This window comes from Wolbachia endosymbiont (group B) of Ischnura elegans (assembly GCF_947251585.1).
In the GTDB taxonomy this organism is placed as follows: Bacteria; Pseudomonadota; Alphaproteobacteria; order Rickettsiales; family Anaplasmataceae; genus Wolbachia.
Genome location: NZ_OX366371.1, coordinates 1,007,758 through 1,030,004 on the forward strand (window position 1 = coordinate 1,007,758; position 22,247 = coordinate 1,030,004).

22 protein-coding genes and 8 pseudogenes are annotated in these 22,247 nt (G+C 34.6%); 8 read left to right on the forward strand and 22 right to left on the reverse strand.

Going from position 1 to position 22,247, the window contains the following annotated elements:
- Position 1: 1 nt before the first annotated feature.
- From OPR58_RS05150 to OPR58_RS05185, 8 genes and pseudogenes are all read right to left on the reverse strand, one after another.
- Positions 2-337: a GPW/gp25 family protein gene (locus tag OPR58_RS05150; protein ID WP_265022510.1), complete on the reverse strand. Its 336-nt coding sequence runs from the start codon at positions 335-337 to the stop codon at positions 2-4.
- 2 nt (positions 338-339) lie between these two features.
- Positions 340-594: a PAAR domain-containing protein gene (locus OPR58_RS05155; protein ID WP_047759655.1), complete on the reverse strand. Its 255-nt coding sequence runs from the start codon at positions 592-594 to the stop codon at positions 340-342.
- Positions 591-1,055 (reverse strand): phage baseplate assembly protein V, encoded by a 465-nt coding sequence (locus tag OPR58_RS05160; protein ID WP_047759504.1) that lies wholly within the window; start codon positions 1,053-1,055, stop codon positions 591-593. The genes OPR58_RS05155 and OPR58_RS05160 overlap by 4 nt, the downstream gene beginning before the upstream one ends.
- On the reverse strand, positions 1,042-1,515 hold the full coding sequence (locus OPR58_RS05165; RefSeq protein WP_253308731.1) for a hypothetical protein: 474 nt from the start codon (positions 1,513-1,515) through the stop codon (positions 1,042-1,044). The genes OPR58_RS05160 and OPR58_RS05165 overlap by 14 nt, the downstream gene beginning before the upstream one ends.
- A gap of 10 nt (positions 1,516-1,525) precedes the next feature.
- On the reverse strand, positions 1,526-2,002 hold the full coding sequence (locus OPR58_RS05170) for a phage tail protein (RefSeq protein ID WP_265022963.1): 477 nt from the start codon (positions 2,000-2,002) through the stop codon (positions 1,526-1,528).
- The gene (locus OPR58_RS05175; RefSeq protein WP_264686591.1) at positions 1,995-2,306 is read right to left on the reverse strand and encodes a head-tail joining protein; all 312 of its coding nucleotides are present in this window, start codon (positions 2,304-2,306) and stop codon (positions 1,995-1,997) included. The genes OPR58_RS05170 and OPR58_RS05175 overlap by 8 nt, the downstream gene beginning before the upstream one ends.
- Positions 2,306-2,647: pseudogene (locus tag OPR58_RS05180) on the reverse strand (major capsid protein); the annotation flags it as partial. The gene OPR58_RS05175 and the pseudogene OPR58_RS05180, both read right to left, overlap by 1 nt.
- A gap of 221 nt (positions 2,648-2,868) precedes the next feature.
- Positions 2,869-3,813 (reverse strand): IS110 family RNA-guided transposase, encoded by a 945-nt coding sequence (locus OPR58_RS05185; protein ID WP_265022222.1) that lies wholly within the window; start codon positions 3,811-3,813, stop codon positions 2,869-2,871.
- 245 nt (positions 3,814-4,058) lie between these two features.
- Here OPR58_RS05185 and tnpC (OPR58_RS05190) point away from each other — a divergent pair, with 245 nt between their 5' ends.
- Positions 4,059-5,402, forward strand: coding sequence for an IS66 family transposase (gene tnpC / locus OPR58_RS05190; RefSeq protein WP_265022247.1), 1,344 nt, complete (start codon positions 4,059-4,061; stop codon positions 5,400-5,402).
- 181 nt (positions 5,403-5,583) lie between these two features.
- Here the strand turns inward: tnpC (OPR58_RS05190) and wmk (OPR58_RS05195) are convergent, their stop codons facing one another.
- The 5 genes from wmk (OPR58_RS05195) to OPR58_RS05215 all read right to left on the reverse strand — a co-directional run bounded on the left by wmk (OPR58_RS05195) (position 5,584) and on the right by OPR58_RS05215 (position 9,903).
- A complete protein-coding gene (gene wmk / locus OPR58_RS05195; RefSeq protein WP_265022934.1) occupies positions 5,584-6,549 on the reverse strand; it encodes a WO male-killing family protein Wmk in 966 nt (321 codons plus the stop codon).
- 63 nt (positions 6,550-6,612) lie between these two features.
- Positions 6,613-7,854 (reverse strand): hypothetical protein, encoded by a 1,242-nt coding sequence (locus OPR58_RS05200; protein WP_265022933.1) that lies wholly within the window; start codon positions 7,852-7,854, stop codon positions 6,613-6,615.
- A 285-nt stretch (positions 7,855-8,139) separates the two neighbouring features.
- Positions 8,140-8,808, reverse strand: a complete 669-nt coding sequence (locus OPR58_RS05205) for a JAB domain-containing protein (RefSeq protein WP_265022932.1) — start codon at positions 8,806-8,808, stop codon at positions 8,140-8,142.
- Between the two features lie 184 nt (positions 8,809-8,992).
- Positions 8,993-9,739, reverse strand: coding sequence for a WO male-killing family protein Wmk (gene wmk / locus OPR58_RS05210; RefSeq protein ID WP_458694762.1), 747 nt, complete (start codon positions 9,737-9,739; stop codon positions 8,993-8,995).
- Positions 9,733-9,903: a hypothetical protein gene (locus OPR58_RS05215; protein WP_265022930.1), complete on the reverse strand. Its 171-nt coding sequence runs from the start codon at positions 9,901-9,903 to the stop codon at positions 9,733-9,735. The genes wmk (OPR58_RS05210) and OPR58_RS05215 overlap by 7 nt, the downstream gene beginning before the upstream one ends.
- Positions 9,904-10,016: 113 nt before the next feature.
- On the opposite strand from OPR58_RS05215, the pseudogene OPR58_RS05220 reads away from it, so the two are divergent.
- Positions 10,017-10,912: pseudogene (locus OPR58_RS05220) on the forward strand (Rpn family recombination-promoting nuclease/putative transposase).
- Between the two features lie 342 nt (positions 10,913-11,254).
- Positions 11,255-12,598, forward strand: coding sequence for an IS66 family transposase (gene tnpC / locus OPR58_RS05225; RefSeq protein WP_265022247.1), 1,344 nt, complete (start codon positions 11,255-11,257; stop codon positions 12,596-12,598).
- Positions 12,599-12,615: 17 nt separating this feature from the next.
- Here tnpC (OPR58_RS05225) and OPR58_RS05230 read toward each other — a convergent pair.
- The 3 genes and pseudogenes from OPR58_RS05230 to OPR58_RS11285 form a co-directional block, all read right to left on the reverse strand.
- Positions 12,616-12,876 (reverse strand): annotated as a pseudogene (locus OPR58_RS05230) (recombinase family protein); the annotation flags it as partial.
- Positions 12,870-13,304, reverse strand: a complete 435-nt coding sequence (locus OPR58_RS05235; RefSeq protein WP_265022482.1) for a DUF2924 domain-containing protein — start codon at positions 13,302-13,304, stop codon at positions 12,870-12,872. The gene OPR58_RS05235 and the pseudogene OPR58_RS05230, both read right to left, overlap by 7 nt.
- Before the next feature lie 4 nt (positions 13,305-13,308).
- Positions 13,309-13,410 (reverse strand): annotated as a pseudogene (locus OPR58_RS11285) (ankyrin repeat domain-containing protein); the annotation flags it as partial.
- 108 nt (positions 13,411-13,518) lie between these two features.
- Between OPR58_RS11285 and OPR58_RS05240 the strand changes: the two are divergent.
- Positions 13,519-14,478, forward strand: a complete 960-nt coding sequence (locus OPR58_RS05240) for an IS5 family transposase (RefSeq protein WP_265022394.1) — start codon at positions 13,519-13,521, stop codon at positions 14,476-14,478.
- Here OPR58_RS05240 and OPR58_RS05245 read toward each other — a convergent pair.
- The 3 genes and pseudogenes from OPR58_RS05245 to OPR58_RS05255 form a co-directional block, all read right to left on the reverse strand.
- The gene (locus tag OPR58_RS05245) at positions 14,462-14,893 is read right to left on the reverse strand and encodes an ankyrin repeat domain-containing protein (protein ID WP_265023113.1); all 432 of its coding nucleotides are present in this window, start codon (positions 14,891-14,893) and stop codon (positions 14,462-14,464) included. The genes OPR58_RS05240 and OPR58_RS05245 overlap by 17 nt on opposite strands.
- 25 nt (positions 14,894-14,918) lie before the next feature.
- On the reverse strand, positions 14,919-15,614 hold the full coding sequence (locus OPR58_RS05250) for an ankyrin repeat domain-containing protein (protein ID WP_265023114.1): 696 nt from the start codon (positions 15,612-15,614) through the stop codon (positions 14,919-14,921).
- Positions 15,615-15,782: 168 nt separating this feature from the next.
- Positions 15,783-16,157: pseudogene (locus OPR58_RS05255) on the reverse strand (phage tail protein); the annotation flags it as partial.
- 221 nt (positions 16,158-16,378) lie between these two features.
- Here OPR58_RS05255 and OPR58_RS05260 point away from each other — a divergent pair.
- The 3 genes and pseudogenes from OPR58_RS05260 to OPR58_RS05270 all read left to right on the forward strand — a co-directional run.
- Positions 16,379-17,224: pseudogene (locus OPR58_RS05260) on the forward strand (IS110 family RNA-guided transposase); the annotation flags it as partial.
- Between the two features lie 87 nt (positions 17,225-17,311).
- Positions 17,312-18,778 carry an IS4 family transposase gene (locus OPR58_RS05265; protein ID WP_265023151.1) on the forward strand — a complete coding sequence of 489 codons (1,467 nt, stop codon included), beginning with the start codon at positions 17,312-17,314 and terminating at the stop codon, positions 18,776-18,778.
- Positions 18,775-18,903, forward strand: a pseudogene (locus OPR58_RS05270) (IS110 family transposase); the annotation flags it as partial. The gene OPR58_RS05265 and the pseudogene OPR58_RS05270, both read left to right, overlap by 4 nt.
- An 81-nt stretch (positions 18,904-18,984) precedes the next feature.
- Here OPR58_RS05270 and OPR58_RS05275 read toward each other — a convergent pair.
- From OPR58_RS05275 to OPR58_RS05285, 3 genes and pseudogenes are all read right to left on the reverse strand, one after another.
- On the reverse strand, positions 18,985-19,938 hold the full coding sequence (locus OPR58_RS05275) for a phage tail protein (protein ID WP_265022492.1): 954 nt from the start codon (positions 19,936-19,938) through the stop codon (positions 18,985-18,987).
- Entirely contained in the window at positions 19,938-20,729 is a 792-nt protein-coding gene (locus tag OPR58_RS05280; RefSeq protein WP_265023115.1) for a baseplate assembly protein, read from the reverse strand. Before OPR58_RS05280 ends, OPR58_RS05275 begins: the two co-directional genes overlap by 1 nt.
- A 62-nt stretch (positions 20,730-20,791) precedes the next feature.
- Positions 20,792-21,178, reverse strand: a pseudogene (locus OPR58_RS05285) (transposase); the annotation flags it as partial.
- 109 nt (positions 21,179-21,287) lie between these two features.
- Between OPR58_RS05285 and OPR58_RS05290 the strand changes: the two are divergent.
- Positions 21,288-22,247 carry an IS5 family transposase gene (locus tag OPR58_RS05290; protein ID WP_265022212.1) on the forward strand — a complete coding sequence of 320 codons (960 nt, stop codon included), beginning with the start codon at positions 21,288-21,290 and terminating at the stop codon, positions 22,245-22,247.

A 22,247-nucleotide genomic window follows, 5' to 3' on the forward strand; every position in this document is an offset into this window, starting at 1 on the left:
TCTAAACAACTACTCCACTAATATTTATGAACTTGCCTTCTGAAAGATAGACACCTTCTAAATTCAATGTTACTCTCCCTTCTTTTACTCCTTCAACTTTTACTTTTTCTAACTTAAATCTCTTTTCCCATTTTTCCAAAGCTTCTGCAGTTGCTGCGTAAATTTCTAGTGTTAAATCACGATTAACTGGCTTATCCACTAATTCAAATAATCTTGAGCCATAATCTCTCCTCATTATTCTACTGTTAATAGGAGTGGTCAGTATATCAATTATCGACTGCTTTAAGTGCTCTATTCCTTCTAACGTTTTTCCTGTTTTAGCATCCATACCCTTCATTTCTATTTTGCAAAAACGCTTTCACTGCCTTTTATTACTTTAAACCCACATGAAACTATATCTCCTACTCTTCCTACACTAAGACCATTTGCAAACACTGTTTTTGATCCTTCAGTTAATGCTCTTCCTTCACTAAAACTGTCTCCTTGTCTACATATTGACTTACCGTTTACAAAAACATTATTACTTCCGCTAATGCAGAAATGTGGTATAGCTTCTCCACAGTAGTCTCCTAACCTCACTATTCCTTTGTTCAATTTAAGTCGATCCTTTCTGCTTTCAGTTTTATTCCACTTTTTGTCATTTCTATCTCTGATTTTCCTACTTTGAAATTTAATTTATCCACTACAGAAATTTCAAGATTCTTGCTCTCTTTGTCATACAATAACTTTGTTCCATCTTGAAATACTAAACTGTTAATCATTTCACTATTCTCTGGAGCAGAATAATTTTGCTGATATATTCCAGCTAGTACTACTCCTAATGATAACTCTCCCAATGGTGACAATATTACTACCTGTTCATTTATGCTTGGTGGTAGCCAGCTTCTTTCCTCTCCTGCTCTAGAAGTTATCCATGGAAGAAAATCTGTTAAAAGTTCTCCTATCTTCACTCTTACTTTTGCTTTCTCATAATCTACTTCTTTTACAACTCCTATTCGTACAATGTTTGCTAACTTTCTTTGCAGCTCTGAAATAGCAAAATTACTCTCTAACATTTTCTTCTATTATAATCGTATGTGGCTTAATCTTATTTTCTGTCCATATCGATTTACCTAAATGAAGCTGATGACTCCAATCAACCATCCACACCAAATATGCATCTAATTCGGGTCTAAATCCGTCAATTTCTGCAGAGATAAATTCTCCTGGTGAAACATTTTTTATATTCCATGTATTTTTGTTTACAACTTTTGCCACCTCGGCAGCTAATGTTCTGACAATAAGAGGAGCATTTTCGATTGTGCTATCAACTACTATTCTAGCTTCAAATCTTGCTTTCAGAGCTAATTCTTCTGTTCCTGGATCTTTTCCTTGCTCTAGACTTGATAATTCTATAAATACTGCCGGTGCTACTAATTCTTTCCTTATTGCTGGATATACTTCGCATGTTTGTATCGCAGAAATTTCTTTCTTCAGCGTGGTACAAATTTTATCATGTAAATCTTTCAAATTCATCCTTTATAGCTCAATTCACGTTCAAAAATTTTGTACACACTTTCTCAATCTCATAATTAACAAGATCTCTCATTACTTTTGATGCTTCAGGTTCGAGTGGCAATTTAACTTCCTTTATTGGCAATGCTGTTTTTCCCTCGCGTTTAAAAGCTCCTTTATAATCTCTTGGCATTGTTGCAGTAAACGCTCCAATAAACTCATGTTTTCCTACTTTCGTACCTCTTCTTGTTTGTCTCACTTTACCAATTAATGAAGTTCTGACGTCATACAGATTCGCTCTAATTAATACGTTCAACCTGCTTGTCTTTGCTTTAAAAATTCTTAATCTCTTTCTTATCAAACTTAATTTTATCTTCTTTTCCTCACTGATTTCCTTAGCTGCTTGCGCTTTTAACCATAGTGCTGTTCTATTTAGTGCTTTTATAGCTGCCAGTTTTACTTTCTGCTCTTTTTCGTCAATATTGTTACTAATTTTAATATCAAACACTTTCTATTGCCTCAATTTTCCATATTTCACTCGAAGAATCTTTTAACGGTGGTTCAAAAATCTTGTAGAACCTTTTTTCAATCTTGATATAATCACCTATGCTAAAGGAAGTAACGTCCTGATCACGTATTTCTATAGAAGCAATTTGCTGAGTTAATGCTCCATCTGCACCTAGAGAGTACGTAGTCTCAGGACGTTTAATTAGCACTTTTATTCTACGAATGCCCTCCTTGTTTTTATTACAATATGTGGCTTCCACTCCTAAATGCTCAAAACAATCTTCCAATAATTTTCCTATATTCATCAACTAGAACTAATTTTTACCAAAACTCCCGGACGATGGCACATTGGCAATGGATTCGACTGCGTATGCAAATCGGTCCCTCTATCAAATCTTCTTGGCTCTTGTTTTGCATATAGTGGCTGTCCTAGTGTATTTACTGTTTCATTAAAGTCTGCTGGTGCGAAATATGTCGTAAATGTATTCGCTGTTCCTAGTGGAAAACAGTTTCCACTTTCTCTTTCTATAAACCTCCTCACATTTTCTTCAGGATCAGTTGCTTGCCCTCTATATTCCTCAAATGTTATGCCACAGAACGTAAATCCTGACCTCATATCATTTCGAAGTGCTGCTCCTTCTTGCCATCAACTATGTTTTTTAAAATTTTTTGAATTTAGTCTCATTTGTTGATAATTTTGTATTTTTATTCAATTGAAAAATGTATTTTGGCAACAAAAACCCTAGTTTATACAGAAAGAAATTTATATCAAACAGCAAGCACTGCTTAGATTTTATGGTTAACGAATATGTGCTTTAAATGTGTGTAGACGCACATATTCGTTAACCTATTTTCTATACAGATTTTTTATTTCATATTAATTGCTTCTTTAAGTCTTGCATTGGCAATTACTATGATTTTTCGCATTAGAGCTGTTATAGCTACCATCTTCTTTTTACCTCTACCAATAAGATCAGAATAAAAAGCACCAAGTGCAGATTTAGATCTTGCAGCAGCCATAGCAGCTGTGAAAAGCTTTGCACGAACATTGCTCCTACCACCTGTTATCCTTCGGTAACCAATAGTTTTACCGCTTTCTTTTGGATGTGGAGCAACTCCAGCAAGACTTGCAACTTCTTTTTTGTTTAGGTGGCCAAGTTCTGGCATTAGACACACAAAAACTTGTGATAACTTGAGACCTATTCCTGGCACTGTTCTCAAGATCTTTTGACGCTTTTGTAACTCTGGATTTTTATCAATAATTCTTTGTATGGCATCGTTGAACTCATTTATCTGACTGGTAAAAAAGTCTATTGTTTTTTGGCAACTTTCCTTTATATAGTCGTTTTCAGGTGCTGCAAGCCTACATTTCTCTTGAGTTCTCATTTGTGTAATGTCATCACGACGTTGACAGAGTGCAACTAAGGCGGTTTGTTCTTTTGACATAGGCACAAATAGAGATAGAGCACTATAGCGTTCAAAACCATATTGAGCAAGGGCTCTTGCATCTGATTGATCTGTCTTTGCTAAAGTTCCATGTGATATGATAAAACTTTTTACTTTACGAGTATTAGCTCGATGTACAGCAACATTCTTATCAACAAGAAAATGTGCTAAGCCAAGCTCATATTTTCCAGTGTTTTCTAAAGTTACTAGAGAATTAGGTAGGATATCTGAAAATTTTTGAAACAACTGTTGCCAACCAGTAGCATCATTGTCAAACTTGATAGCGCTCCTTTGGTTATAAGCTGCAGCAACATTTTTAAATTTTCCGATATCAATGCCAATGAAATTTTGATAAGATGTAATCATAATAAATAACCTCGATAGTTTAATTAATTTAAGATTGTAAACGGGTGCATACATATGTCCCATGCAACTATTCAAAGTAACCGTTCACGCAATGGCGTCAACTTAAGAGCCTTCATTAGCAGACTCTCCTAAAGACATGATGGCGTTTAGGCTTATCAACTTTGTCCATTCACGGTATAAGAAAGTAGTTTACAAAAATTGCATAATTAGTATAAAAAACAATAAACTAGATAGATGAGGGGTTGATGATAGAGGTGCTACAAGAAAAGATTGTGGTATTGGAGTCAGAAGTTGGTACTCTGAAAGCAGAGAATGATAAGTTAAGGACAAAAATAATTGAGCTAGAGGATAAGCTGGGTTTAAATTCAAAAAATTCATCGCTGCCACCATCGCAAGATGTATATCGCAAAAAGACAAAAAAGAAGAGCGATAAAAAACCAGGCGGGCAGCCAGGACATGAAGCGCACAAGCGGGAATTGATGGTAGCAGATGAGGTGGTAAAATGTTCAATTGATACAATTTGCATGTGTGGAAGCCAAGTTATTTTAGAAGAAGAAACTGTGCATCAAAAGGTTGAATTGCCAAAAATTAAACCGATAGTGACTGAATATAGGCTACAAAAAGGCTACTGTAAGGCGTGTAAGAAAAGGATCTCAGCTAGTCTGCCTGAAGGTGTGACAAGGGATCTTTTAGGAGCTAATGCAAAAGCAGTAATTAGCAGTTTTAGTGGATTTTTTATCAATTCAAAAAGGGAAGTACAGCAAATTTTGAGCAGCATATTTAATCTGAATATAAGCCTAGGTTTGGTATCAAAGACCGAGGGTAGAGTATCAGAAAAATGTATATCTGAATACGAAAAAATAAGAGAAGAGCTACGGAAAAGCAAGTATTTACATATAGATGAAACAAGCCATAGGAACCAGGGAAAGAAAGGTTGGAGTTGGGTAGTAACGAATAAAACAGCAACACTTATGAAGTTAGTTGGATCTCGCGGAAAGAAGATATTAAAAGGGCTATTGCCAGAGTATGATGGAATAGTTATAAGCGATAGGTATGCTGCGTATAATTACTTTAATCGTGAAAACAGACAGATATGCTGGGCCCATTTAGCAAGGGACTTTGAAAGGTTTTTTTACAGTAAAAATGTTGAAGTGAGCAGAATTGGCGCAGCATTAAAATCGCTGAGCAACAGGGTATTTGTGGTAGATAGAGCACGTAAACAAAACCTGATAGACAATTTAAGATTTTTCCGGTTAATGAGGAAGATTCGAAAAAGGGTGAAACATTTTTTGCGAGAGATAACAAGGGTTGCAAAAGGAACTCAGGCCTCGAGAATGGCTGCCAATATACTACGTTCTGAAGATATGATGTGGAGATTCGTGCGCAATCCTGATCTGATCGAGACAACCAATAACCTTGCAGAACGTCAGGCTAGACGGTACGTCATTTATCGTAAAAATAGTTTTTTCACTTGGTCAGAACGTGGAGAAAAGTTCATTGAAAGAATGCTTTCGATATTTTTGACTGCACGTTTGAATGATCAGAATCCTGTCCAGAAACTACAGAATTTAGTCGCTATTCCTGCCTAATTGGGAATATTCCGTGAACGGTTACGAAAAATTCTGTGATGTTTTATCTTGATACGTCAAATTCTGTAGAGCTAAACAAGTTTTTAGAGTAGAAGTCGTGATATTAAATATATAACTACTTTCACTTATATGTTAATATATTATTTATGAATCAGTAAACTACTGCTGTTTTTAACCCAGATTAAGTTTTGAAAGCATAATTTTCAAGCTCCTCAATAGATAAATCTGTTATTTTAGAAATAGCATCAATAGAAACATCCAGCATACGTAGATTATTCGCAACTTTTATTGCCTCTGCTTTGTAAATCTTTTCTTTGTAAACTTGCTTTCTTTGCGATAAAAATTCTACCCATATGCCTAGTTCATCTCGTGATTCTTGATTGTCAATCTTTTTAGACTCTCTCACCCAACTTAATAGCTCATTTTCTGCTTTATAACTATCTTCTTCATACTTCTTCATCAGATCTTCAGCATTCACTGATAACTTTTCTGCTATTTCCCATAATCTTTCACTTAAAATGGTAGCACTCCCTTGTTCATAGTGATGTATCTGTGAAGGTCCTATGTCTAGCTCTCTTGCTAAATCCTCTTGAGTATACCCTCTTATTATTCTCCATTTTTTTATCTCTTGTCCTTCGTTTGAATGCTCAGAGCCTTTTTTCTCCTTATTATCATATTCTTCAGTTGATAAGCCTGTTGCTCGATAGATAATATCATTATCAAACCCCACTTTCGCTAAGTTCTTGGCCATGCTTACCCTTGCAGCTTTTACATTATTTTCCTCTTCAGCTTGAATAAACCCAGTTAAATCGCGAATCAACTTGCATGACTCTTGTCCCTTTATTTTTGCTATCATCCATTCTTTGTTAAAAGAACAATTTTCTCTCAGTACTTTTTGTCTAGGAAATAAGCTGCCAACATGAACTGATAATGCTTCCGCTATTACTTTTAATTTTTTAGTTGGAATGCCACATGCTCCTTGCTCATATCTTAGTAATGTATGATATTTTATGCCTGTTTTCTCTACTAGATCTTTTAGGGTATACTTTTGTTTTAGCCTCCAGCTTCTTATTTTTTGTGCTATTTTGTATCTTGCAGGGCTAATGTTCTTTGTATTATTGTTCACTATTTTTGCGGAAATAAACATATATACCCTGCTAGAAAATTTTTTGCTATAGCTTAACTTTATTGAGGAAAAGTTTCCGATTGTTTAAAGCTTTCGAGAGGTTTCTTTACTACCTCCACACACCCTATCAACCCATGATAATGCTTCATTATTACTAATCGCCTTTATTTCTTCTTTTACCTTTTCTTTACTCCACTTACCACTCCTAGGAAAACTTCCTTTTTCTACCGCTTCTGTGACCGTCATTCCTCCAAAAAAACACTCTTTTCCTATATTTTCCCCTCTCTTTTGTAGTTCAGACCACATTTCTTTATCTGCTACTCTGACCTCTACTTGACTGTCATTTTCCGCATTATGGTATACTACAATTTTTAGGCTACCAATACTTGTAGGAAATGTTATCTCAAAAGCACTATTGTCAGACACATCAACGTAATTCCTCTCACCTTCTTTTTCACTTCTAACCTCAACCTTGCTATTTCCTATTTCTATAACATCACCTCCTAATTTTACCTCTCCTGTGGTTAATCCTAAATTTTTTGTACCTTCCAATACTCTTGCAATATTTACCTTGCTATTTTCAGAAAATTTCATAAAAAATGTCTGATTGTCTATTTCCACATCTTCTATGATTCCTTCATTTTCAATAGCACTTGCACCGATTTCTCTCAGTTCTTTAAGCCATTCATCTATCTGTGGACGAATCTCTTGATACAGTTTGTTATACATTTCACTTATTCCCTTATCCTGCAATAGATCGTAACTGAATATTGCTCCATTTAGCATCAATTCACATATTATGTCTTCCTTCTCATTTTCTTTGCATTTGATCGAAGATACTTTCGATATTACTGTATCAGCAAAACTCTTCTGTCCTTCACTATACGCATTTATCCTTATTCCAGTACTTAGTGCTTGATCTATAGTTTTGTTCAGTTCGTCTACGCTTTTTGCCTTTACTACTCTACTTTTAAACCATCTCAATTCTGCATTTTCACTTGCACTTGGCTCTATCTTACTTAAGGCTGGAATAAACGGATTTTGACGATTTGAAGATTTTGTGTTATAAATCTCACGTCCTTCTCCAAGATTGATTGATTTTTCAGAAACATCGCTAGGGGAAGGCACACCTTCAGGCTTCTCAAACCTACTTTTATCATCAAATATTTTCGGATCAGTCTCGTCTACAAGTATAAGCTGCTGATTTTTTTTGCTAGTACGCCTAATAGCACTATATAGTCCTTTTGGTAACTTTTTAGAATCAATGATTAACTCATAAGTATTTCCATCTGTATCATCAAATGATACTGTTTTTTTAGTAGTCATATAGCCTCCTATTAATCATGTTATTCAAGTCTACAGAGCAATTTATTGCTTTATGATTAACTTAATACGCAAATTATAAAAAGATCTTGTATATTCTGCAACTATTTATACTAAAAGAATGGCTTTATCAGGACTTTTATTCTTTAACTACAACTTAATATACAAACTATACAAAGATCTTTTATATTTTGTAATTCTCCAATACAGATTCTTGACTAAGTTTTTTTGCTACTTGATTTTATATTTCATTGTGTAGCCAAACTTCTCAAGCAATTGAAATTTGGTTTATAACAGCTCTCTTTCCTTAAAACTGCAATATCCTTTGTCTGTCATAATAATGTGATCCTCTAGCTCAATTCCCACTCCTTGACATGCTGACACTAATTCTCTAGTCATTACTTTATCATCTTCTGATGGTTCTAAACTCCCTCCCGGATGGTTATGAGCTAATATTATTGACGCTGCTTCCATTGATAACGCCTTTTTTACCACTTTCCTTTCAGATAGGTGTACTTCATCTATTGTACCAAAATACACTTCATCTCTTATCAGACGGTTCTGTTTATCCAAGTATATTATCAGGACAGCTTCTTTTGCTGAAAAGCCTATGTTTACCCTTACATACTCTATCAGCTTTTCTTGGCTATCCATTACTGGGCCTCTTTTTAACCCTTCTCTTAGTGCCCTCTTGTAAGCTTCTTTAACACATTCAATCGCTGCGGCTGCATGTTCAGTCATTCCGTCTATCATTTTCAGGTCATCGATTTCTCGTCCCAAAATTTCTCCTATTCCTGGGCAGTTATCCATTAGAGTTTTAGTAACATCTTGTGCTTGCTTCCTGTCATGAACTGCTCCTAGAAGCACTGCCACTATTTCACGATCAAATAAAGCACTTCCTCCTCCGCTTTGTAGTACTCTCTCAATTTCTTCTGTAAGTTTTTCACTATTATTCATAAAATATACTCCTCGTTAATAACAAATTGTTTTTAATTATTTACTGCTGTTTTTTATCAGCATTGGCATAGAGCCATAGCTTTCGAGTGAAGTCAAATCAATTTTTCAATCTTTTTTACTTATTTTTTCACGAATAGGTAAAGATATTAATATATGCTTATTTATCTAATTGAAAATTAATTCTTTATGTAAAAGAAGTTGTTACTATTTTAGAAATAACATCAGTAGAAAAACCTAACTGAAGTAAATTATTTGCAACTTTCATTTCCTCTGTTTTGTAAATCTTTTCTTTGTAAATTTGCTTTCTTTGCAATAGAAATTCTACCCATATATTTAGCTCATCTCGTGATTCTTGATTGTCAATTTTTCTATATTCTCTTGCCAAACTTAATAATTCACTTTCTCCTTCGCAATCATTTTCTTTGTACTCCTTTATCAGATCTTCAGCATCCACTAATAATTCTCTTGCTATCTCCCACAACCTTTCACTTAAAAGAGTAACGCTACCTTGCTCATAATGATGTATTTGCGAGGGCCCTACATTAAGCTTTTTTGCTAACTCTTCTTGTGTATATCCTCTGATTATTCTCCACTTTTTTATCTCTTGTCCTCTGTTTGGCTCGTATCTCTCTTTATCAGCATATTCTTCAATTGATAAGCCTGTTGCTCGATAGATAATGTCATTATCAAACCCTGCCTTAACTAGATTCCTTGCAATTCTTATTCTTGCTGCTTTTATATTACTTTCTTCTTCAGCTCGGACAGATTTGGTTAATGCATAAATTGCTTTTCGTCCTTCTATTTTTTTGTATTTTTCTATGAAATTATACATTTCCTCGGTCTTAGCTTTCTCGAAACAACTACTTTCTTTTAGTACTTTTCGCCCAGGAAAGAGATTTCCAACAGGAATTGATAATGCCCCTGCTAATATTTTAACTTTTCAATTGGAATGCCACATGTTCCTTGTTCATATCTTAGCAGTGTATGATAGTTTATGTTTGCTTTGCCTGCTAAGTTTTTCAGGGTATATTTTCTTTTTAACCTCCAGCTCCTTACTTTTTGTGCTATTTTGTACCTTATCGAGATATTTGTCATAGATATTATACAGGTTAATACTACCAAATAAAGATATACAAAATGTTTGCATTTTAGTTGAATATTTCTTCACAATTGTGTATAATTATTAATGCTTTCTAGGTTAATTTATCATGGCTTTTTCTAAATTTCTTGATGCACGCAATGATTATGCCTTTAAAAGAATATTTGGCACCGAGAAGAATAAAGATATTCTCATTCATTTCTTGAACGATATTTTAGGTTTTACTGGTTTAGCTGCTATTCACGATGTTGAATTCCTAGCTACCATTTTGGACCCTGAAATTGCCGCTAAAAGCAGAGTATTGTCGATGTTCTTTGTAAAGACTCTCAAGGTTCAAGATACATTATAGAGATGCAGTTCACTAAGACCAAGGGCTTCGAAAAACGTGCTCAATATTATGCTGCCAAAGCCTACTCAAATCAAGGTGATGATTATCATAACCTTAAAGAAATTATCTTTATTGCTGTTGCTGATTGTATTATTTTTCCAGATAAGGCTGAGTACAAATCTAATCACGTCATTTTAGATCAAAATAGCTTGGAACATGACTTAAAGGATTTTTACTTCGTATTCATAGAACTGCCAAAATTTACAAAGACAAAAGAAGATCAACTAGAAAATATAGTAGAAAAATGGTGTTACTTTTTTCGCTATGCAGGAGAAACAAGGGAAGAGGATCTAGATAAGATAGTTGGTAGTGACGTAATAATAAAACGAGCTTATGAAGAAATGAATAAGTTTAATTGGTCAGAAGAAGAGTTACTAGCATATGAACAAATGAAAAAACGCATAATGGATGAGGTAGCTGCTTTAGCTCAAAAATTTGATGAAGGTCTTAAAGTTGGTCAAGAACAAGGTAGACAAGAAGGCATCCAAATCGGCCATGAAAAAGGTAAAATTGAAGTTGCAAAAAACTCACTCAAGGCCGGTGTCTCTATAGATGTTATCGCTCAAATTACCGGTCTCTCTCATTCTGAAATTTTACAACTCAGGGAAAAAACATAAATACTACAACTTATTCATTTTACTTTTCAACATTTATGAAAATCTTTCCTAAGTTAGACATACCCCTTAATTAAGAGTCTAATGAACTGTCTAAAACAGCTATAAAGATTGCACATAGAATTATATAAATTACTATCATAACGTTACCCAAACTTCTATATCAAAGCTACGTGGTAACCGTTCACGCAATGGCGTCAACTTAAGAGCCTTCATTAGCAGACTCTCCTAAAGACATGATGGCGTTTAGGCTTATCAACTTTGTCCATTCACGGTATAAGAAAGTAGTTTACAAAAATTGCATAATTAGTATAAAAAACAATAAACTAGATAGATGAGGGGTTGATGATAGAGGTGCTACAAGAAAAGATTGTGGTATTGGAGTCAGAAGTTGGTACTCTGAAAGCAGAGAATGATAAGTTAAGGACAAAAATAATTGAGCTAGAGGATAAGCTGGGTTTAAATTCAAAAAATTCATCGCTGCCACCATCGCAAGATGTATATCGCAAAAAGACAAAAAAGAAGAGCGATAAAAAACCAGGCGGGCAGCCAGGACATGAAGCGCACAAGCGGGAATTGATGGTAGCAGATGAGGTGGTAAAATGTTCAATTGATACAATTTGCATGTGTGGAAGCCAAGTTATTTTAGAAGAAGAAACTGTGCATCAAAAGGTTGAATTGCCAAAAATTAAACCGATAGTGACTGAATATAGGCTACAAAAAGGCTACTGTAAGGCGTGTAAGAAAAGGATCTCAGCTAGTCTGCCTGAAGGTGTGACAAGGGATCTTTTAGGAGCTAATGCAAAAGCAGTAATTAGCAGTTTTAGTGGATTTTTTATCAATTCAAAAAGGGAAGTACAGCAAATTTTGAGCAGCATATTTAATCTGAATATAAGCCTAGGTTTGGTATCAAAGACCGAGGGTAGAGTATCAGAAAAATGTATATCTGAATACGAAAAAATAAGAGAAGAGCTACGGAAAAGCAAGTATTTACATATAGATGAAACAAGCCATAGGAACCAGGGAAAGAAAGGTTGGAGTTGGGTAGTAACGAATAAAACAGCAACACTTATGAAGTTAGTTGGATCTCGCGGAAAGAAGATATTAAAAGGGCTATTGCCAGAGTATGATGGAATAGTTATAAGCGATAGGTATGCTGCGTATAATTACTTTAATCGTGAAAACAGACAGATATGCTGGGCCCATTTAGCAAGGGACTTTGAAAGGTTTTTTTACAGTAAAAATGTTGAAGTGAGCAGAATTGGCGCAGCATTAAAATCGCTGAGCAACAGGGTATTTGTGGTAGATAGAGCACGTAAACAAAACCTGATAGACAATTTAAGATTTTTCCGGTTAATGAGGAAGATTCGAAAAAGGGTGAAACATTTTTTGCGAGAGATAACAAGGGTTGCAAAAGGAACTCAGGCCTCGAGAATGGCTGCCAATATACTACGTTCTGAAGATATGATGTGGAGATTCGTGCGCAATCCTGATCTGATCGAGACAACCAATAACCTTGCAGAACGTCAGGCTAGACGGTACGTCATTTATCGTAAAAATAGTTTTTTCACTTGGTCAGAACGTGGAGAAAAGTTCATTGAAAGAATGCTTTCGATATTTTTGACTGCACGTTTGAATGATCAGAATCCTGTCCAGAAACTACAGAATTTAGTCGCTATTCCTGCCTAATTGGGAATATTCCGTGAACGGTTACGCGTATATACTACTACACAATCTACTTCTCCTTTTTTTACATCTTCAAACAATTCCTTTATCGCTGGTCTTTCTAAGTTTTTTCCTGAATAGCCGCCATCATCATACCTTTTTGCCAATGCTACCCAACCTTCTTTGCTCTTTATATATTTCTCACATGCTACTCGCTGCGCATCAAGACTATTAAACTTTTGTTCTAGACCATCTTCATTTGACTTCCTAGTATATATCGCACATCTTACCTCTTTCAGCATTCTTTCTCCTTATCTCTCATTCCAAATAGAAGCGGCCCATTGTAGCTCATTCCCATTATTTTTCCGGCTACTGCTGATAATGACGTGTAAAATTCTTCTCTGTAGATTAAACCCTTATCTGTTACCATTACCGCATGTGTCTCTTCTCCTCTCTCTAGTATTAATTCTGTCCCTTCTACTGGTAGTTTATCGCTACTTATTCTTTTTCCTTTCTCTAGCCGATCTGCCAGATACTCTAGTCTTTTTGTCCCCTTTCTTGACATTTTTCCATACGCTTCCTCCTGCATTCTATAAGATAATCTTGGTATCAGATATTTCTTTGAGTATCTAGGCGCTTCTTCTCCATATACCTTCTTCCAAACTCTCCTTAGCTCTTCTAACGTTTTTTTCTCTAAATTCATTACTTTCTTTTCTATTTCTTTCTCCATATTTTTAGCCCTTCATAAATAGCTTTTCAATTCTGTCTGTTTCTTTCTTTAATACCTCGGTTATCTCTTTACTATTTTTCGCATAATCCATTGCTGTCATTCCGAACGGCTTTGTTGCATAGCTAGTGTTGGTTGAGGTTATTGTAAGGAGAAAAGCTTATGGTTACTAACGCATTTTGTTGTAAAATAGGCATTTTTCAAACAAGTATAACTTATGCCACAAAAAATGAGAGTAAGTAACCAAAGAGAATATAATGAGTTTCTAAAAAAAAGAGGAAATGTTTTTCATTTTGTTAATCAAGCCATAGAAAATTGGTATGAAAATAGTCCAAAAGTTGCAGGTGGCAATAACACTTATAGTGATAAAGTTGTAATTTTAATACACATAATAGTTCATCTTTTTAGAATTGGCTTGAGACAAGCTGTAGGTTTTGTAAAAGGTTATATGGTACAAATAGGCAAAAAACTTAAGATTATCAGCTATACACAAGCTTCCAGAAGATTTAAAAAGCTTAATTTGAAGATTGATGACCATAGAAGCAATAAAGATGATCTGGAAAATGTTGAAATTGCCGTAGATAGCACTAGAGTTAGTATCTACAATAATAACGGTGGGCATAGTAAGCTTAATATTCAAAAAAGAAAATACAGTGGTTATGGTCAAGTAAGAAAATTACATGTTATTTTAAACATAAATGATAAGAAAGCAATAAGCATGAACTACACTAGTGGTGTTGCTGTAGACTATTTGCCGGTCTGCGATATGTTAGAAGAAGTCAGTGATAAATATAACATTTGTTCTATTCGAGCAGATGCGGCTTATGATATAAAAAGTGTGTATAAAGAATGCAGAAAATACAATATTGTGCCTATTATTCGCCCTAGGAAGGATACTAAAATTTGTTTAGCTGACTACTTATCAGAAAGAAACAAGTATATTAGTAGAATTAGGTCATATGAGAATTATGAAGATGGTATTAATGAATGGAAGAAAAAAGTTAAGTATGGAGCACGGTCTTATATTGAAGTCTTTTTCTATAGGTTGAAGCAAATATTTGGGTTTGGCTTGAAAAATAAATCAGAGGTAAATCGTGAAAAAGAGCTGTTAATTAAGTGCTACTTACTGAACAAATTTACTGATATTGGTATGGCTAAATTTAAATTAGCTGCGTAAGTTCATTGTGATTTACATGCCTATCAGTGCTATGCAACAAAGCCATTCCGAACTTATCTTCTTGCTCTATTTCAGCCCCTGCTTTTACTAGCTCCTCCACTATTTCTTTTTCTCCTACCATACATGCAAGATGCAGCGGAGTGCATTTATTGCCATACTCTTCAGCATTTACATTCCCTCCTGATTTTATCAATTCTCTAACTGTTTCTAGACGTTTCTCCGTTATCGCTAGATGCAGTGCTGTATGTCCTCTTACATCTGCTGCATTCACATCTACTCCTTTTTCGATTAATAACCTCACTGTTTTTACCTCTACTGCATAATGTAGAGCTGTTCTTCCTTTTTCGTCTCTTTCATAAATATTTTTAAACGAGTTCTCTAATAGTGACTTATCTTTTTTACCCAGCTTTACCATAACTTACCCCACCTTTTCTTTAAACCTAAGCCTTCCTTTTTACCACCTCATCTATCATTGCATTCACTTGGCTGATTATCTTGCTTGCTAAATTTTGACATTCTTTCTTTATTAGCGATTTGTCTCTCTTCCTTATTTCTCCTATCTCTATTATTTTTAGCTCCGGCAAATAACTCCCATTCAACATGTCTGCTATTTCTCCCACTAGCCCCTCTATTCCATAGCACGTCAGTTCTCTACTTTTTGTTATTCCTCCTTTTTCTCTCAAAAATTTACTCGCCTTTTCACTCTCTTTGCTATCACATAGACGATACTTTTCACTTTCCCAGATGTAATACATTGGCGTTGCGCCGTACTTATTCAGTTGATTAACTTCAGCTCCAGCCTTTACCAGCTCTTTTATTATTTCAACTCCTGCTCCTTTGCACGCAGAGTGGAGTGGCGTACATCCAGTGACATATTGAGTGGCATTTACTTCTGCTCCTTCTCTTAGCAGCACTTTTACATTTTCTAAACTTTTTGCGAATACTGCACAGTGCAGAGGTGTATAACCATTTTTATCTCTTGCATTAACCTCTGCCCCTTTTTTTATTAATAACCTCACTGTTGTGTAATCGGAGATTTCTACTGCTTGGTGCAATATCGTCTCTCCTTCTTCATTTCTTTTATTAATATCGTTACTTGATACTTCTTTAAAAAACTTACTCTTGCTAAAACTCATTTCATACCTCACAAAATTAGCTTTTCTAGCGTCAGATAAATTTCTTATATTTACCTGCTGCTATTCAAGTCATGTCTATTTTAGCATAAGAAAGCAAGTCTTTTTCTTTTTATTTCATACACTTTTACCTATTATTAATATAATATATGAGGATCTAAATATAAATGCTTAGCTTATTAGAGATATTACTTGACTACTTTTCCAACTTCTGTGCAAATGTCGATGTTCGTGCCACCTAAGTACTCCTGGGTAAAACACTAAAATGTAATTTTCTAATTCGTGTATTGAGTCTTTTTGCTCTGAATCTGAGTCATTTTTATAGTAAACGTTGTGTTCTGCTAAAACATATTTTCTGACCTTCTGATCTGTATAATTTTCTACTTTGTAACGATGGATAATACTGAATCTTTCTAAAATTGGTTTGTGTTTTAAATTCCAACGTTGCCCTGAAAGTGTATCGCTTCCCAATACAAATTTATTTCCTCTTTCCTCTACACTACCAACTGGAAAACATGCGTTTATTTCTCCTAAATTCCAACTGTTGTAAGTTAAAAATATGATATAAAGGAGATAAGAGGGAAGATAACCCTACTCACTATAGGAATAGAGTTATCACGGGCGTGTGCGACCGACCAACTGTTGGTATTATAACCGTTCGGATCAAGGTACACTAGCCCATCTCTCGATACGTTTGAATAGTTGCATGGGACATATGTATGCACCCGTTTACAATCTTAAATTAATTAAAACTAATCGAGGTTATTATGATTACATCTTATCAAAATTTTATTGGCATTGATATCGGAAAATTTAAAAATGTTGTTGCAGTTCACAAACAGAAGAACGCTGTCGAATTCGACAATGATACTGCTGGCTGGCAACAATTGTTTCAAGATTTTTCAAATATCTTACCTAATTCTTTAGTAACTCTGGAAAACACTGGAAAATATGAGCTTGGCTTAGCACATTTTCTTGTTGATAAAGATATTGCTGTACATCGAGCTAATACTCGCAAAGTAAAAAGCTTTGTTCTATCTCATGGAACTTTAGCAAAGTCTGATCAATCAGATGCAAGAGCCCTTGCTCAGTATGGGTTTGAACGCTATAGTACTCTATCTCTATTTGCACCTATGTCAAAAGAACAAACAACCTTAGTTGCACTTTGTCAACGTCGTGATGACATTACAAAAATGAGAGCTCAAGAGAAATCTAGGCTTGCAGCACCTGAAAACGACCATATAAAAGAAAGCTGTCAGAAAACTATTGAATTCTTTAATAGCCAGATAGATGAGCTCAACAATACCATACAAAAAATTATTGATGAGAATCCAGAGTTACAAAAGCGCCAAAAAATCCTTAAAACAGTTCCAGGAATAGGTGCAAAATTATCTCAAGATTTTCTGTGTCTAATGCCAGAACTTGGTTATGTAAGTAGGGGAGAAATTGCAAGTCTTGCTGGAGTTGCACCTCATCCGAAAGAAAGTGGTAAAACTATTGGTTATCGCAGAATAAGTGGTGGCAGAAGCAACGTTCGTGAAAAGCTTTTTACAGCTGCGATGTCTGCTTCAAGGTCTAAGTCTGCGCTTGGTGCCTTCTATTCCTTACTATTACCCATAAGTATATAAATGGTAAAAAGCTGCTATTTTACTAATTCAATTTAGTACTATAAATAGACCTATGGTCTAAAAATGAAATATATGATGAAAGGAAGTATAAATACCTCAACTAGTGAATGGGCAGAAAGTGAATTTGGGATTGTTAATTTTGGCGATATAAGATTAAGTAAAAGGCTTTTAAAAGTAGTTAATAGTTTTGCTGAATCGCCTGAATGTTCAATAAATCAAGCTTGTAAAGATTGGTATCAAAGTAAAGCAGCTTATAGATTTTTTCAAAATGATGCCATTTCTGAAAGAAAGATATTAGACAGTCATATAGTTAAAACTGTTGAAAGAGCTAAAGAATATTCAACTATTTTAGCTATCCAAGACACGAGTTATATTTCATATAAAAATCATAAAAAGGCCAAAGGATTAGGGATTATAGCAGCAAGATTAAGATCTGAAACAACCAATTTTAAAACCCATGGATTAGTGATGCATACAACATTTGCAGTTACAACAGAAGGACTACCTATAGGATTATTAGATCAAAAAATTAGTACTAGACCTCCCTTAGCTGAAGACCTAAGAGAGTTGAAAAGGAGAAGCCATAACACTGCTGTTCCTATAGAAGAGAAAGAAAGCATACGGTGGATAGCATCACTAAAAGACTCTACTAATCACCCTGGATTAAAGGATGTTAAGGTAGTTACCGTTTGCGATAGAGAAGGAGATATTTATGATTTATTTGAAGTTGCTTCCACTAATCAATCTCTTTTTGTAGTAAGAGGAAATCAAAACAGAACAGTAAACAAGAGATCAACTTATTCTGAAAAAGGTGGTGAAAAGTTGTGGGATTTGATGAATCGTATGCCTTGCCAAGGAGAAATTCAAATAAGTATTCCTACCCGTGATAATAGGCCTAAAAGAACAGCAGTGTTAGAAGTAAAGTTTAGTAACTTTGTGATGAATGCATCAAAAAACAACGCTAGACGTAAGACTCAAAAACTTCCTAATTTAAATTTGAATGCTGTCTATGTTATAGAAAAGTATTCCCCATTTGGCGAAGAACCTATGAACTGGATCTTATTGACAAATATAAGTGTTAATAATTTTGAAGAAGCAGTAGAAAAAATACAATGGTATTGCTTAAGGTGGAGAATAGAGGTCTTTCATAAAATTTTGAAATCCGGTCTTAAAGTTGAAGAATGTAGACTCCAAACAGCAGATAGATTGATCCGCTTTCTTACAATAATGAGTATAATTGCATGGAGAATATTTTTTATTACATTAGTAGCTAGAACAAATCCCAATCTTCCTTGTACTATCATACTGACTGATGAGGAGTGGAAGGTTTTGTATACAAAAATGCTAAAAACAAAAAACTATCCTGAAGCCCCACCACCCATAAGAAAAATCGTGAGGTGGGTAGCTCAATTGGGAGGGTTTTTAGCTCGCAAAAATGACTTAGAACCAGGTCCTATAGCTTTGTGGAAGGGATGGAAACGTCTCTTTGATTTAGCAGAAGGATGGAGACTTGCTCATGAATCCTATATTTATGGGTAATAGTAAGCTTCTATTCAAGGCTTGTTGGTAAAGGTAAAAAGAAGATGGTGGCTATGACAGCTCTAATGCGTAAAATCATAGTAATTGCCAATGCGAGGCTTAAAGAAGCAGTCAATGTGAATTAAAAAAATCTGCATAGAAAATAGGTTAACGAATATGTGGATAAATACGTCTACACACATTTAAAGTATTTATACACATATTCGTTAACCATAAGATCTAAGCAGTAACTGTTGTTTGATACAAAATTTTTCTATGATTAAGTTAGGGTTTTTATTGTCAAAAATGCACTTTTTACTCGAATAAAAAACAAAATTACAAACAAAAGTTGTAATGAAACTAAATTCAAAAAATTTTAAAAAACATAGTTGATCCGATAATATAACTTGCGCCTTTGCAAACTTAATTTCCGGCAATAAGCTCTGCGGTAGAGGATATAGTGCTTTTAAGTTGTACCACAAATGCTCTCTTTCATAAATGCCTTGGTAATCCTTTATGTGAGGCTCTGTTTCTCCAAGTACTGCCACATCTAACCGATATACATCATTACTAAATGCTTGCTCATAATGAACACGAAAAGTACTAAACTTAAAACTTGGATTTAAGATTTTTAGCTCAAATGCGTTCTTTCTACCAAATGACAACACTGGTCCATCTTTTTCAACTTTTCTACCTGAATAGTCTGACAATAAGCTGCCGAATAAACTTTCATCTAAAATAAACCTATCAACGTTATAGTGATCATTGAAAATCCTCATTAGCCGCGATCTTGCTGGTAACGATAGTTTTGCAAGTTCTACTACTGCATCCACAAAAAAGTCATTTGGAACATCTTTTATTCCTATCTGTAATTCAAAAAAGTGCTTGCCAGGTGGCTCCTCAATAATTGTAATATCTTCTATATTTGCCCATTTTAGTGCTATTTTTAGTGATGCTGGAGTTCCTCTCAGTCTTTGAAATTTTACTCCTTCTACTACGGCTTTTCTTCTATCTTTTACCCAACGCAGTATCTCTTCTAAACCATATTCTTCTATTATCCACGGCAATGTTTCTTCTTCCAATCTAAATTTAAATCCTCTAATACAGCTTGGATCTACTTTATAATCTATCGCATCTACTAGCGCTCTTTCCTGCCTTGTTGAATTTGGTGGCAGTAACATTAATTCAACTCAATCTTTAAATTTCTCAAATTTGCACATTCATTTCCCAGAACCACAACATCCTCTTTTGGCTCGATTAATTCTACGTTTTCTACACCATCTACAAATAAATTCGCTATTATCCATGATCTTGTAACATTCCATCCCAGCCTTCTACTTGCTTCAAACTTCTTGATGAACTGTTCCTTAATTTCCTCCTTTGATATTACAGAACTTATGCTCATTCTGCTGTCAATATCTATTTCCTTAATATTGCAACCAATTACTGTTACTGTATCTGTTAAAACCCTTATATCATCTCTATTAACTTGCTTTCTTACAATTTCAAGTAGCTCTTCTAACACTATGCCAGTTATGGATAATTCTGTTGATAAGATTGAAATTTGTACTTTCCCTGGTATAGGTGATTCTACTAGTGCATCTTTTACTCTACTATCTGCTGACAGTGCATGATATTTATAATATTCCTTACTTCCTCCTGTTGACCAACCTGCTATTTTTGCTTTTACCCTCTTTCTAAATCTTTCATCCTCTTCTTCTTTTTCTCTCTCTACTCCATAAAACTCAGCCAAATTATCAACTGTCGCAAATTTAAGTAAGTTACTCTTTACTGCTTCATTTATTCTTTCTCTAAGCAAAAGTTCTCGCCATGCTGCTACTTCTAATATCTTCATTGCTGGATCACTTTCCACCAATCCTGTAAAGCTTGCATCACGCTTCACTAACTCTTCCTTCATTCTCGAAAAGATTTCCTCAAAGCTCAGTGATTCAATAATATTTGGCTGCTGCATCTTTATACTACAACCCCATCGAAGCGAATCTTTCTTCCCATTGGCAGATACAATCTACCGTCTTAAACATCAAGATAAAAATTATTGTTTTTTATCATAGCATTTAAACAAATGATGATTTTTCTCATTACAGCAACTAAAGCAACTTTAGCGGCTTTGCCGGAGTCAACTAAACGCTGGTAAAATACTTTCATTTTTTTATTATGACGCATTGCAACCACAGCAGACATGTATAATGCTTTTCGAGCATAAAATCTGCCACCTATGACTTGGGCCTTGCTTACTTTCCTTCCGCTTTCACTAGTTTTTGGTGCAACTCCAACTAGACAAGCTATTTCCTTATTATCTAACCTGCCAAGTTCAGGTACCTCTATGAGTAGGATACTTGCGGTTTTCCGTCCAACACCTTTATAGCTAGTTAGCAGTTTGCTTTTTTCCTTCAAATCAGGAAGGCTTTGTTGCATAGCTAGTGTTGGTTGAGGTTATTGTAAGGAGAAAAGCTTATGGTTACTAACGCATTTTGTTGTAAAATAGGCATTTTTCAAACAAGTATAACTTATGCCACAAAAAATGAGAGTAAGTAACCAAAGAGAATATAATGAGTTTCTAAAAAAAAGAGGAAATGTTTTTCATTTTGTTAATCAAGCCATAGAAAATTGGTATGAAAATAGTCCAAAAGTTGCAGGTGGCAATAACACTTATAGTGATAAAGTTGTAATTTTAATACACATAATAGTTCATCTTTTTAGAATTGGCTTGAGACAAGCTGTAGGTTTTGTAAAAGGTTATATGGTACAAATAGGCAAAAAACTTAAGATTATCAGCTATACACAAGCTTCCAGAAGATTTAAAAAGCTTAATTTGAAGATTGATGACCATAGAAGCAATAAAGATGATCTGGAAAATGTTGAAATTGCCGTAGATAGCACTAGAGTTAGTATCTACAATAATAACGGTGGGCATAGTAAGCTTAATATTCGAAAAAGAAAATACAGTGGTTATGGTCAAGTAAGAAAATTACATGTTATTTTAAACATAAATGATAAGAAAGCAATAAGCATGAACTACACTAGTGGTGTTGCTGTAGACTATTTGCCGGTCTGCGATATGTTAGAAGAAGTCAGTGATAAATATAACATTTGTTCTATTCGAGCAGATGCGGCTTATGATATAAAAAGTGTGTATAAAGAATGCAGAAAATACAATATTGTGCCTATTATTCGCCCTAGGAAGGATACTAAAATTTGTTTAGCTGACTACTTATCAGAAAGAAACAAGTATATTAGTAGAATTAGGTCATATGAGAATTATGAAGATGGTATTAATGAATGGAAGAAAAAAGTTAAGTATGGAGCACGGTCTTATATTGAAGTCTTTTTCTATAGGTTGAAGCAAATATTTGGGTTTGGCTTGAAAAATAAATCAGAGGTAAATCGTGAAAAAGAGCTGTTAATTAAGTGCTACTTACTGAACAAATTTACTGATATTGGTATGGCTAAATTTAAATTAGCTGCGTAA